Origin of the sequence: Bacteroides ilei (assembly GCF_900128495.1) — a bacterium.
GTDB classification, from domain to species: Bacteria; Bacteroidota; Bacteroidia; order Bacteroidales; family Bacteroidaceae; genus Phocaeicola; species Phocaeicola ilei.
On the sequence record NZ_LT635801.1, the window covers coordinates 2253397 to 2266630 of the forward strand.

A 13234-nucleotide genomic window follows, 5' to 3' on the forward strand; every position below is an offset into this window, starting at 1 on the left:
ACTCCGATTTAGCGTTTATTATTGATTATGATACAAAGAAAGCTGAAAGGAATGGGGGTGGCGCTCGTTACTCCGTTCAATGAAGATGGAAGCGTAGATTATAATGCACTGGTAAGATTGGTTGAATACCAGGTGCAGAACGGTACGGACTTTCTCTGTGTATTGGGTACTACGGCAGAAACCCCTACATTGACTGCCGAAGAGAAGAAGCAGATAAAGAAGGTGGTGATAGAACGTGTAAACGGTCGTGTGCCCATCCTGTTGGGAGTGAGCAGCAACTGTACACAGACCGTTGTAGATACCTTGAAGAACGACGATATGAGGGGAGTGGATGCCGTATTGGTGGCTGTTCCTTACTACAATAAGCCTTCGCAGGAAGGGATCTACCAGCATTATAAAGCTATAGCCGAGGCTACCGATCTGCCTGTGGTCCTGTACAATGTACCGGGCCGTACTGGGGTGAACATGACGGCCGAGACTACCCTGCGTCTGGCACGCGATTTCAAGAACATCGTTGCCATCAAGGAAGCTTCCGGTAACATAACTCAGATGGATGATATCATCAAGAACAAACCCCAGGATTTCGATGTGATTTCAGGGGATGACGGAATTACTTTCCCGCTGATCACTTTGGGGGCGGTAGGTGTCATTTCGGTAATCGGAAACGCTTTTCCGCGGGAGTTCAGCCGTATGACCCGTCTGGCATTGGCTGGCGACTATAACAGTGCGCTTACTATCCACCATAAGTTTACAGAACTGTTCAAGCTGTTGTTTGTAGACGGGAATCCTGCCGGGGTCAAGGCTATGTTGAGCATGATGGGCATGATCAAGAACAGGCTTCGCTTGCCGTTGGTCCCTACTCGTATCACAACTTTCGAACAGATGAAGAAAATTCTGGATGAACTGAAAATAAAATGCTGATATCGCTTCTGTTTCCTGAACGGGTATTTAGGTTTTCCCGTTTAAGGAAATAAAGCAAAAAAGAGCGGAGTGAAATGGTCTTAGGCTGTTTTCTCCGCTCTTTTCATATGTTCCGGCGGATTCCGAAAGGCTTTGCAGAGGGAATTCTACCGTTTGTTATGGAACCTGTATCCGAAACCGAGCATCAGGTTGTTCGGATCCTTGAATTTCGAAAGCTGGTAACCCACGTGCAGGAAAAGGTTTTTCGTGACGGATGTCTTTAATGCCAGAATCTGATAGAAACCTTCCGTATCTTTTCCTTTGGATAGCAGGTTTCTTCCGATACCGAAATTGATCGAGAATATGGGCATGACAAATTCACACCGGAGTGAAAGGCCCATACTGAACTGTTCCTTGAAAGGCGGGCGGTAGAACTTGATGGCGTCTCCGGTCAATTCGGGGTCTATGATATGTTCCTGGATGTTGGCGCTTTCATCGTATTGTGCATCCAGCGATACGCCGGCCTTGAAATACTTGTTGAAATTGTACATCGGGTTGAAGTTGGCTCCTATGATACCGAACGAGCCCGGTACCAGTGTGCTGTGGTCGTCCCAGTTCAGACCTTTGATACGGGTAGCACCGTATACGATCACGTCATAGCTGATGTGTTTCCGGAACGTTGTGTGAGTTACGGGGAATGTATTGTCCTGTACAGTATTTCCAAAAGTACGTACCAGTCCTATTCTTCCTCCCAAGGTGTTCACGCCGGCGTTGGGATAATGGCTGTTGCCGTTCGAAAAATGGCTCAGGTCTACACCTGCATTCAGGCGCCAGTTGGGTGTGATCTGCCAGTTCAGCAGTACACCTATATTCATGTAGGCGTTGATATTCGAACCTGTCACATTGTTGTTGGGGGCATCCTTGTTTGTCTTCCACCCGAAAGAAGCCCCGAAGTTCCATTCGTAATCCAATGAGAGTCTGGACGATATCCGGGCTATACGCGATCCTTGGAACACATATACGGAAACGGGGGTTCCCAGTTCTTCCTTGTCGGAAAAGGAGCTGTATGCTACACCTATTCCTTGATAGGTATTCGGATACAGGCGTCCCAACTCCGAATGTGGACTGAAACGGAAGGCGTATTGCAAGTGTCCCGACAGGGCGGTACGTATGGGCTTGCCTTTTGCGTTGTTCCCGTCGAAAAAGCCATTGACAGGCGCAATGTATCCCGGGCGGAAGTTTATTCCCAGTTCGTGGACAAGACCTTTCCGGTTCTGTACCGTGTCGTTTCCGGCCGGGACGATTTTTTGTGCATACGAGGGCATCTGTATGGTCAGTGCTGCCAAGAGCAGGCAGGCGATGTGTATTCTTCTGTTCATGGTGTTCAATCAGGTTTTGTCTGTGTTTCGTAGTTCCTTGCGTTTTCGGGTATCGGGTATGTGTTTACTGTCATGCCCGACGTGTCCGGCACTTTGTAGGTCAGATGTCCCCCGAATCCTATCCGTTCGTCGGTTTTCGTGTTCCATATATAGATGGTATAGTCACAGTCCAGTACTTTGTATATGGTATACCAATTTATTTCGACATCGGTATAGGCGTCGATGGTTATTTCGGTTTGGTCGTCTGTCGTGACCGGCATCCTGTTCCTTTCCTTGAAGGGGACGGTTTCGGGAGAGAAGGTCAGCTCTCCGTCCTCACTTTCCGCTGCGGGGATTTCCACCATGGTTCCTTCCAGCAGCGAGTATATGTCGGAATTCCAGGTGTCGTTCGTGAAATAGAGTTCCTTATATTCGTCCGGAGCATCTACTATCCAAGGAAAGGATTGCGACGAATTGTTGTGAAGGGTTATTTTGTTATGGTCTTCTCTTACGGAACTGACGGATGGTGTCTGGAAGACAATGCTGTTGAATACATAAAGTTTGGAAGTCCGTATGTTCAGGATAATCTGCCGGTTGTCATACTCGTTTCCTACTTCAAGGTATATCTGCCGGTTGTCATTGGTGGCGTTTTCGGTCATTATTTTCAGGGTTTCCGGGCCGTCTTTCAGGAACGTGACTTTGAAAAGCCCTTCATTGTTCTGGTACACCACTTTTCCAAGTCCGCTCAAGAGTGGGGAAGAGTCTCCTGGTTCGATGGGGTTTCCTTCCTGGTCGTATGCCGAAATCTCGCAGCGTGTCATCGTTATAAATGTCTCGTAGACAGACAGAATATCCCAGTTGGCAGCGGTAAAGACTATTTCAATGCTGTCTCCGTTTCCTTCCATGTCAAGGCTGGAGGGAAAATGATCATAGTCATGGAAATTGTCTATAAATATGTCGCTGTTGCAGGAACTGAATGATGCCGCCGATATCAATGCCCACAAGATCAAGTAGTAAAAAGATGCTTTCATGTTGTTTTTCATCATTAAAGGGACTCTGTGTCAATTGCCATTTCTAAATGCCCGATCATTTTTTCGGATAGACGTTCAGTTCTGTACGGAGTCCGTTTCGGTCTTCCAGAACGAACGTCATCGGTTCGTCCTTATCCCACATCTGGACCTGGAGTACGTCATATTCCTGCTTGCCAGCCTTGGAAATCACCAGAATGAACGGACTGTTGTTATCCGGCCGACTGATGATTTTCCAGTTGCCCTCACCGTATTTCAGGGGGAAGTAGACCATTTCATTTTTTCCTGCTTGAAAAGATGTCGCTTCCGATCGGATGTCGCATCCTCTTGCCGTCACGGCTTCTACGTAAAAGATGCTGCCTCTTCTGTCCTTCAGTATATACCAGTCTCTTCCGTCGGGAGCAAGAGGAGTGAGCACATAACCATAACCTGCCCCCAAAGTCAGTTCGGTGGCATGCGAGCCTGTCTGCCGAATGATGGAATACCCTCCCACGCCTTGGTTGAAGCTGCTTTCCATGGGACATCCGTAATTCAGGTAAATGGAATGGTAAACAGGAATCAGGGATGAATCGGAACTTTCGATAAAGAATTTCTGGGAATATCCGTTTTTATCGGTAATGGTCAGGTAAGTTACGGGGTCTATAAGTTCCACCTTTACGTGGTTTCCGGTTATATCCGCACTACCTTGTGTGTATCCGTTGGTACATTCTACGTATGCCTGGTAGCCTCCGTTCCCCGAAACGATATCGAATTCACAGGATGTCTTGTCGGTCCGGATGGTGTCGCCTACCGAAAAGGACAGCATGGACGGAAGTTGGGGAGAGTCGTTGCTACAGGAACCGAACGTTAGGGTTGCCGTCAACAGGCATATCCGGAGCATGCCTGCAAGTGTTTTATCTGTCTTCATATCAGGTTTCTGTTTCTATTATTTGACAAAGGAATAAAATCCTGCTTATATATGCAACAAAACAAGATCCATTTTACCGATAAAATCCCGTCCTTCGGGTTTTACTGCACCGCAGCAATAAATTTCCTGTAAAAAACTTGCATTATTCCTTTAATCGATTTATCTTTGCATAAAAATTAAGTTTTTATGCAATTATCAATATGTACCGGACCAATTACTTCAATAACAGAATCGTGAATACACAGCTTTGCTGGGGTATCGTGATACTCATTGCCCATTGGTTCTCCGGTTTTATCCTATCTTAACCGACATTATTCCGTCTTGATAAGAGTAGTGGGAAGTTCTTGCAGGCCTTCCCGTCGTTGCAGTCTTTCCGCATGGATGGAAAAGAGCTTCGTGCTTGTACCATGCCTCGGAAATAACGTTTAACCAGTTATCATTATGTTGTATTTAAGTATATTGTTTGTCGGTTCCATTATAGGTTTTTTATTTCGTAAAGTACGTGTTTTCAAGAAACTGGATAAATCCATTTCATATACCATCTGGGTAATGCTGTTCGTTTTCGGGATTACCATCGGTTCGAACAAATCCTTGATGAGCAGTGTAGGAGATTTGGGTTTCCAGGCTTTTATCATGGCTGCCTGCGGGGTGCTGGGCAGTGTATTGGCTGCTCTGCTGGCATACAGGTTCCTGTTTAACCGGAAGAAAGGAGGAGAATATGAAAAGTAATCTGATGGTCATCGTGTCATTACTGGCAGGTATCCTGTGCGGATACTTCATCCAGTCGCCTTTGCTGGGACATTGCAATGAAATTTCACATTATATCCTGATGTTCCTGGTTCTCCAGGCGGGGCTGAATATAGGTGCCAATAGTGATTTCGGCTATATGAAGAACAATTTCCGTTTTTCATCGCTGATGTTTCCGGCCTTTACCGTAGCGGGTACCTTGCTGTTTTCGGCTATAGCCAGCGTTTTCCTTGCCATGAACTTGTCCGACGGGCTGGCTGTGGGGAGCGGTTTCGGATATTATTCCCTGTCGTCTATCATGATTGTGCAGTTCAAGGAAGCGTCGGTAGGAATGGAGCTGGCATCCAGGTTAGGTGCGGTAGCCTTGCTTACGAATGTGTTCCGTGAGCTGTTTGCGTTGATAGGAGCGCCTCTCTATGCCCGGAAATTCGGTAAGCTGGCTCCCATATCGGCTGCCGGTGTCACGTCGATCGATGTGTGCCTGCCTTCCATCAGCAAGTATTCGGGGCAGGAGTATGTTCCGGTGGCCATTATACAGGGGATTGCACTGGAAATTGTCATTCCTGTGCTCATCACTTTCTTCTGCAGCTAGAGTAGAAATTTCTGTGTCAAGCATGAAAATATGTTATAAAGCATAATTTTTCTTTGTTTTTTTAGGCCGTTAAGTAATAATTGCTTATCTTTGCAACAGATTTCCACAGAAATAGGTTCTGATATTCAGTCCTATAAAGTATGTTCCGGGTAGAAATCACTGTAAAGGACAGTCCCGGATAGTATTAACTAAAATCAAATTACATGATCAAAAATGTAAAGTGGTTTTTTGTTGTATTAGTATTCAGTTCCTTAATCTCCCTTTCATTTGACAAAGGGAGTGTACCGACAGAGAAACTGTTGCCGGGTGATAAGGCTCCGCAATTGTCACTCTGTGAAGGCGTACAGCCGCTCAACCTGCAGGCCGATCCGAAAGGATATACATTGTTGAGCTTCTGGGCAAGTTACGATGCAGTGTCCAGACAAAAAAACGCTGCATTGTCTCACCTGGCAGGCAAGTATGACCGGGTGAGGATGATTTCGGTTTCTTTCGACCGCTATGCATCGGTGTTCCGGGCATCGGTCAGACAGGACGGACTTTCGGACGCCGACTGTTTTGTAGAAACTATGGGTTCCGATTCGGAGGCTTATCAGGCTTTCGGTCTGGAAGAAGGTTTCCAGAACTACTTGCTTGACAGCCGTGGCGTAATTGTTGCCAAGAACATTACAGCTGCCGAATTGGCTTCTTATCTGGACTAGGCTGGGGCCAGGTCTGATGATGGGAAGAATGGGTTAGAACATTTGAATACAACAAAAAGCAGAAAGTTGCCTGTCCTTGCGTTTTGAGCAGGGCGGGCAACTTTATTTTTTCTGTACAGAAGGTAGAATAAAATAAAAACGTTACATTTGTGAAGTCCGCCATCTCCGGACAGCAGAGACATTACACAGACTGAATTTGTGACAACTAAATCTATGAGAAATGAAAAAGAATGTATTCTATAAGTTCGGGACGGTTCTGGTCCTTTTCCTGTCGGCCTGTGGCACGGTAACCCGCCTGGACTCTTTCAAGCAATGTGAAGTTTCGGTCGATTCCATCAACAGCATGAAATTATATGAAGCATATCTGGTGCCGGTAGACCGCCAGGGGAAATACGTGTATGAAGAATTTCTCCTGCCCGAAATGTACGACCATTGCGAGCTGGTTTCGAGCAATGCCATGACCCAGGCTTCTGTCATAATGCAGATTTACTTCGATGCGGAGGGAAGGGTAAGGAAGTGCATGAACCGCTGGGCCGACGGCGGGAGCCTCAACAGCATCGCTTATTACGGTGAAGACGGAGCCTTGATTTATTCGGCCTTTGCCAACGGATGCAAGGACTACGGGCGCGTATTTGCGCACGGCGGCAGGATGAGAGTGGAGCACACCTATTCCAAAGACTGGCTGAGGAATGATTTTCTTACAGCCGTTTATATGAGTACCGACGAGCTGGCCCATCATTTTGATATAGAGCTGAAGATGCCCGATAACTGCCGGGGAATTACGTTCAGTCCCATACAATGTGGCGAATGGGCGTTCATCAGTGCAGGAAACGTTTATGGAAGTCCGCACAGGAAGGCTGTACGGCAGTTTGACGAGAGTCTGGAGATCGGCTTCGGTCGGGAAGTGCGTATTGACAGCATAGCCAGACGCTGGTGCCGGATAAAGGTGCCGGCCATGGACAGCCTGACGCTGTATGTACCCATAGACAGCGTTGAGGTGAGCCAGGTAAACGAAGGCAAGATTTCGTTATAGATCAGGGCCTGTTCCGGAGCATTATAGGCTTGTTTCTCAGACACCTTGTCGTTTGAAGTGAAGGAACTTGTCATTCTGACCGAAAGATCAAGTTCTTTTTCCTTAAAGATGAAGTTCTTTTCTGAAAACATCTTGAAGAATTTCCTTAAAAAAAGATTTCTTAGGAATATCAGAAGTACAGAAATGAGCCTCTTTTAATCCTATAATCCTTTTATCATTCATATTTGAGTCAACCAACCGTATAAAAGAATCCCGATCTTCAAACTTTGCATACAATTCTGCTCGCCATTCATCGGGGGATTTTGAAAATAACTTTTGAAAATGCAGCACATCCCAATGCCTGATTTCTGTATCTATCTCTTTTTTTGCTTGATCCATTAACTTCATGTCACCTAAAAAAAGAGCCAAAGCAACTTTGAACTCAAAAATACGATACAGTTTAATCGGATTATGTTCCGGGATAAATGAAGAAGATAATTGATTGAGCCATTGCCATACATCACTGACTACAACTTCTGGATGGAAAAATAGCCCAAACTGTTTCTCGGCAAAGTCGGAAGCACTTTGAAACAGCCTGTCATGGGAAGCATAGTCTATATAAAACTGGGTTCTATTCTTACCCCAAAGCTCAGTGTGAAAAACGGGTATGTTTCTTTTCTGTATGGATTCTTCCCATAATGGCAGACATTCGAAGATGATACGATATTGTTTTGAAAAGATTTTATCAATCCTTAATCCCCACAATACGAGGTCTGCTTTCATGTATAAAGTTGAAGGTGTATAAGAAGACAAAATAGGAAATCTCTCTTGCCAATCATCAATTATCTCTTTTTTTACCATGATGATTTTTATTTGACTACATTTATTTAATAATACTAATACTACCAAAGAAAATTTGGCATTTGAATGCAAATATACGAACTTTGGGCATTTTCAATTGTATAATTGATGACTTTATAATAGTCATAGAGCAATTATCAAAATGAAGGAGAATCCATCAGCCATACACCGAAGATTCTCCCTTTTCTTTTATTCTTCAGAAAGCAGTAGATATTCCACCTTCCATCTTCGTTCGATACTTGGAACTACCTTATTTCAACAGCTATATGACAAATATCAGTATGACCCAACATTCTGTTTGATGTAATCTTTCTTTTTCCTTAACGGTTTTCTTAAAAGAAATATATACTTTTGTATCAAAAGGGGCAAGTATGAGAAATATACTATATATCATTATATTAGCAGTGGCGTTATGTGCATGTAACAATTCCACACAAAAAGAGAGGATTTTGGATACGGCAGAATCAATAGCCGTTGAGCATCCCGATTCTGCCCAAACAATACTGGAAACATTATATCCATATTCAAAATTGACCCAGCAACAAAGAGCACGATGCGGAATATTGCTTGCTATAGTAAAACTTCAACAAAACAAAGCCTTTGCTTCCGATAGCCTTTTGGACAACAGTGTATCATATTTCAAGCAGAATTGTGACAGTATAGAGCTATTCAAAGCCTATCAACTCAAAGCCTATCAGTCTATGTGGCGTGGACAACAGGATTCAATGTTCTATTATTTGCAGCAATCAATCAACATGATAGGTGAGGGAAATAAAACCCAGCTATATTCTTTGAATATGAAACTGGCAGATATTTATTGTGAACCGTCTGCTGAAAAAGATTACAATAAAGCAATAGTATATACAAGGAAAGCATTAACTTATGCGGAGACAGAACAACAAAAGGCCTATGCTCTGCATCAAATTGGAGCCTGTTATGGCTTTATCAATGAAAATGACTCCGCATTGGTTTATATCGCCCGTGCCATTGATTTTTCACAACAAAATAAAGGAGAATCTAATTATACAACCTATGTGCTGAATTATGCAAATACACCAGGCGTAAATTACGAAAAAGCCAAGAGTTATTTAACGGAATTACCTGAAAACAGTTTGGGAAGATTGATTACTTTAGGTTTTCTTAATCTAAACAACAGGCATACAGGCATTGCAAAATATTTATGCGACAAAGCTGATTCGTTATATAGTAGTGCCCCTGATAAGTATTCAATCAATACATATAACAGCCTCAAAATACTCAATGCATGTGTAAAATACACCTTGGGTGAAGAAGTTTCTGCAAGTGAAGGGATTACAAGGAACGATTCAATTTCACAAGTCATTTCAAGAAAAGAAGCTCTGAATAGTGAGATTTCAAGCAACAACTTACTTTTGCAGAAACACATTCATGAATCTCAACTAAGAACCCAAAGAAAGATTGTCATCATATTGTCAATCGTATTCTTTGGTATAATATTGTTCTTCCTATACGACAGAAATAACAAGAAACAATATATAAAAATAAGAAAAGAACTGGACCAGATTCGTGTCAATCAGATAGAATTACAATCTATCGATTCTGAAAATGACCAAGATTCTGAATTAACAAAGATTTGGAAAAAAAGAGCTGATATTTGCAGAGACAATTTCATTCGGAATGGATGGATGAAGAAACTTCAAATATTGGAAGGGAATGACAAGCATTCCAATGGTTCTTTTCTTCCGCCTGCAGAAAGGGATAGACTCAGGAAACAGTTATTTGAAGAATTCACAGACATGATAATCGATATAAAAGCAGCAGGCAATGGAGTCAATCTGGATGATCTGACACTATGTCTCTTTTGTCTTCTGAAAATAAATAATACAACGATTTCCAAGTGTATGGGGGCTTCGGAAAACGCTATCAGAACCCGAAAAAGCAGGCTTAAAGAAAAGCTTGACCCTCAGATGTATCAATTTATATTCGGTAGATAATAAGCTGATATACATTATAATATGCAGGAATTGAAACAAATGTGAAACACGGAAACCTTCATTGCAATAAATCTGCAATGCATAGTTTTAAGGCCCCTATAACTAAAATCATACTTTTGCATTGAGTCATAAAAATGCAAGCAAGTATGAAAAGAAATCTTTTATTTATTTTCGTTTTAATGATTGTGCCATTTATAGTCAAGGCGCAAATCAAAGGTGTGGTATGTGATGAGAATCAGAATCCCTTAGAGTTTGCAAATGTTATTTTGATGGGTACTGATTCCGTATATATCGCAGGAACAGTAACAGACGCAAGCGGTAAATTTGATTTTTTTACCGATTATGCAAAAGCAAAGTTTCTACAAATTTCCGCTCTCGGATACAAGACAATCATAAAAACGCTGGATGAGAAAAACGATATTGGAACACTTGTACTTGTTTCAGACAATATCCTGCTTGACGAAGTTACGGTAACGGCAAAACGACCTTCTCAACATTTGACAAAAGGGGGCATAATCACAACTGTGAACGGGTCTGTTTTGAGCCTGCTCGGGAATGCAATGGATGTGATTGGACAACTTCCGGGCGTGATGCGTGAAGATGACAAATTTACTGTTTTTGGCAAAGGGACACCCATAATATATGTGAATGGGAGAAAACTGACGGATAACAGCGAATTATATAGAATGTCATCAAAAGATATTGCAAGTGTGGAAGTAATCAGTAATCCCGGTGCAAAATATGGTGCGGAAGTAAAATCGGTGCTATTAGTCCGCACAATCAAGAAACAAGGAGACGGATTAAGCGGCTCAATACAAGGTGTCGTCCGGGCTGCTCACTCCTGGTCTGATTCGGACAACCTTTCACTCAATTTCAGGAAGAATAATCTTGACATATTCGGGACCTTTGCTTTTGACCACTCAAGACGGTATCAGCAGCAGAAAAATGTCACCCTGATAAATACCGGGCATAATCTGTATGAGCTGAATTCTGACATTATCATATTGCCTGTCAGCACAACTTATAATGCCAATTTAGGTTTCAACTGGCAAATTAACCCTAAGAATGTATTAGGAGCAAAATATGAATTTCGAGGTACACCTTACAATCATTCAGCCTGGACCACAAATGAAACAATCGAATTAAATGGTACCCTTGATGATAAAATAGATTACTATACATACTGGAAAAGAAAGGATATGCCGACAAACATATTGAACATGTATTATATAGGCGAATATGGTGATTGGACGCTTACTGTAAATAACGACTATTATTCAAGCCGCAATAAAGCTGAACAGGAAATAGATGAAGTCAGTTTATCGGAAGGAGAATCGACAATAAGCAGCCTGAATCACATCAACAGTTCAATGTTTGCCTCCAAATCCGTCCTGGATTACGACTTTGGCAAAAATACACTTGAGGCCGGTTATGAGTACACTTATACAAACAGAACTGACCGATATGATAACTATAATAATTTTTTGCCGGATGCGGATGACAATATCAAGGAACATAATATTGCCGGTTTCATAAGTGCCACTTTCCCCATAGGAATCTATGAACTTTCAGGGGGATTAAGGTATGAGCATACTATATCCGATTACTATGAGAATGGGCTCTTAATATCAGAGCAAAGCCGAAAATATGACCGTCTGTTTCCCAATATAGACTTTACGTTCCCCATTAAAAAAGCTAAGTTTACTCTATCATATACAGCCAAGACAAAGCGTCCGCTGTATAGTCAATTGAGCAGCAATATACAATATGACGACCGCTTTACCTATGAGACAGGAAATCCTCTATTGAAACCGGAAATGAATCACGATGTTTCTTTGGCTGGTATTTACAAATGGGTTTTCTTTTCAGCAAGCTATCAATATGTAAAAGATGCTATAGTCGGGATTGTGGAAGCATATAAGGAAGGAGAACCTGTAAATCTGATGACTTATATGAATTATGATCATATCTCAGAATATACAGCGATGGTATCTCTATCCCCTAAAATATCAATCTGGTCACCTCGTCTCCAATTTAATCTGATGGGACAAAAACTTAAAATACCATTTATGGGAACAGAACTGCGAATGAACAATCCATTGTTGTTTATCAATTTCTACAACAGCTTATCTGTCGGAAAAGGTTTCACCATTACAGGTAATATGCTATATCATACATCGGGAGATATGGATGTGGTTACACTAAAACCGTCTTGGCAAATAAATCTGGGTGTAACCAAAACGATTGGAAACTGGTTCTTCCAGCTTAGTGCAACAGATATATTCAAAACAGCCCGTAATTCAATGATAACCTATGGAACTCAAATGAAACTTGACAAATGGAACTATAGTGATTCACAGGCTGTTCGGCTCACCATACGTTATGCATTTAACTCTACGATGAGCAAATATAAAGGAAGGGGTGCCGGTCAAAGCGAAAAGAATCGTTTATAAGATTCAGATTAAGAGAATTACTCTACTAAAAAGGGAGAATCCGACGGCAATACACCGAAGATTCTCCTTTTCTCTTACTCTTCAAAGAGCAGCAGAAATACGATGACGACAGGCTGTTCCTTGCCGCCGGAGGTGTAATAAAGGCGGAACACCTCCCTGTCCAGGGGATAACGGTCGTTGGGCAGCAGTACCATTCCGTCGTCCATGCGCAGCTTGCCTTCGCCGTCCGGCTGGAAATAGGGATGGTATAGCGGGCATCGGTGAACCGTCCTTCCCGTTTCAGTTTACAACGGATTTCCACGGTATCGCCTTTCACGATACGCTTGGGCACCGGCATCGTCATTGTCCAGGTAGCACCGGATCTTCCCGTAATGGTCCAAGTAAGAGAATGAGCGTTCAAGCAGGGCTACCGAATTGAGGACCAGATAGTCCTCATCACGGCTGATGCCGAGTACCTTCCATGAAAGGAAGTCGATGAAACCCTTTTCGTTAAGCCAAAATGATGAAACTGTGTTCTTTACGGCTGGAACAGAAAGGATTTTCAAACAACTCCATGTAACAGGAATGGGCAACGGATAAGTAGCAATTTTTCTGTTTAACTATTCGAAAAACGGCTTCAAAGCATACTTTTACGAATGTGGAATAATGCTGCGTATATCCCTGAAAACCCAATAGTTTACATTATTTTTCCTGAATCCATTCGAA

At 42.7% G+C, this 13234-nt stretch carries 12 protein-coding genes and 1 pseudogene; 7 read left to right on the forward strand and 6 right to left on the reverse strand.

Translation table 11 applies throughout. From position 1 onward, the window contains the following. The first annotated feature begins 27 nt into the window (after positions 1–27). Complete coding sequence (gene dapA, locus BQ7489_RS09685) at positions 28–921, forward strand: 4-hydroxy-tetrahydrodipicolinate synthase (protein ID WP_072532111.1); 894 nt, start codon at positions 28–30, stop codon at positions 919–921. A gap of 146 nt (positions 922–1067) precedes the next feature. On the opposite strand, the gene BQ7489_RS09690 is transcribed toward dapA, so the two are convergent. The 3 genes from BQ7489_RS09690 to BQ7489_RS09700 are packed head-to-tail and all read right to left on the reverse strand — an operon-like array spanning position 1068 to position 4193. Further along, the gene (locus BQ7489_RS09690; protein WP_072532112.1) at positions 1068–2279 is read right to left on the reverse strand and encodes an acyloxyacyl hydrolase; all 1212 of its coding nucleotides are present in this window, start codon (positions 2277–2279) and stop codon (positions 1068–1070) included. Positions 2280–2284: 5 nt separating this feature from the next. Next, the gene (locus BQ7489_RS09695) at positions 2285–3289 is read right to left on the reverse strand and encodes a hypothetical protein (RefSeq protein WP_072530834.1); all 1005 of its coding nucleotides are present in this window, start codon (positions 3287–3289) and stop codon (positions 2285–2287) included. A 55-nt stretch (positions 3290–3344) separates the two neighbouring features. Continuing rightward, complete coding sequence (locus tag BQ7489_RS09700; protein ID WP_072530835.1) at positions 3345–4193, reverse strand: hypothetical protein; 849 nt, start codon at positions 4191–4193, stop codon at positions 3345–3347. Positions 4194–4634: 441 nt separating this feature from the next. Between BQ7489_RS09700 and BQ7489_RS09705 the strand changes: the two genes are divergently transcribed. The 4 genes from BQ7489_RS09705 to BQ7489_RS09720 all read left to right on the forward strand — a co-directional run bounded on the left by BQ7489_RS09705 (position 4635) and on the right by BQ7489_RS09720 (position 7263). After that, complete coding sequence (locus tag BQ7489_RS09705; RefSeq protein WP_072530836.1) at positions 4635–4922, forward strand: LysO family transporter; 288 nt, start codon at positions 4635–4637, stop codon at positions 4920–4922. Beyond that, on the forward strand, positions 4912–5532 hold the full coding sequence (locus BQ7489_RS09710; protein WP_072530837.1) for a LysO family transporter: 621 nt from the start codon (positions 4912–4914) through the stop codon (positions 5530–5532). The genes BQ7489_RS09705 and BQ7489_RS09710 overlap by 11 nt, the downstream gene beginning before the upstream one ends. Before the next feature lie 203 nt (positions 5533–5735). Beyond that, on the forward strand, positions 5736–6230 hold the full coding sequence (locus tag BQ7489_RS09715; RefSeq protein WP_072530838.1) for a thioredoxin family protein: 495 nt from the start codon (positions 5736–5738) through the stop codon (positions 6228–6230). Positions 6231–6450: 220 nt separating this feature from the next. Further along, complete coding sequence (locus tag BQ7489_RS09720) at positions 6451–7263, forward strand: hypothetical protein (RefSeq protein WP_072530839.1); 813 nt, start codon at positions 6451–6453, stop codon at positions 7261–7263. A gap of 102 nt (positions 7264–7365) precedes the next feature. Here BQ7489_RS09720 and BQ7489_RS09725 read toward each other — a convergent pair whose 3' ends face one another. After that, positions 7366–8103, reverse strand: coding sequence for a hypothetical protein (locus tag BQ7489_RS09725; RefSeq protein WP_072530840.1), 738 nt, complete (start codon positions 8101–8103; stop codon positions 7366–7368). A 371-nt stretch (positions 8104–8474) separates the two neighbouring features. Here BQ7489_RS09725 and BQ7489_RS09730 point away from each other — a divergent pair, with 371 nt between their 5' ends. Then, positions 8475–10076, forward strand: a complete 1602-nt coding sequence (locus BQ7489_RS09730; protein WP_072530841.1) for a hypothetical protein — start codon at positions 8475–8477, stop codon at positions 10074–10076. 146 nt (positions 10077–10222) lie between these two features. Further along, entirely contained in the window at positions 10223–12529 is a 2307-nt protein-coding gene (locus BQ7489_RS09735) for an outer membrane beta-barrel protein (protein ID WP_162617798.1), read from the forward strand. Between the two features lie 95 nt (positions 12530–12624). Here the strand turns inward: BQ7489_RS09735 and BQ7489_RS09740 are convergent. Further along, positions 12625–12869 (reverse strand): annotated as a pseudogene (locus tag BQ7489_RS09740) (TraQ conjugal transfer family protein); the annotation flags it as partial. Continuing rightward, the gene (locus tag BQ7489_RS17430) at positions 12814–13101 is read right to left on the reverse strand and encodes a toprim domain-containing protein (RefSeq protein ID WP_072530843.1); all 288 of its coding nucleotides are present in this window, start codon (positions 13099–13101) and stop codon (positions 12814–12816) included. The pseudogene BQ7489_RS09740 and the gene BQ7489_RS17430, both read right to left, overlap by 56 nt. Positions 13102–13234: the final 133 nt, after the last annotated feature.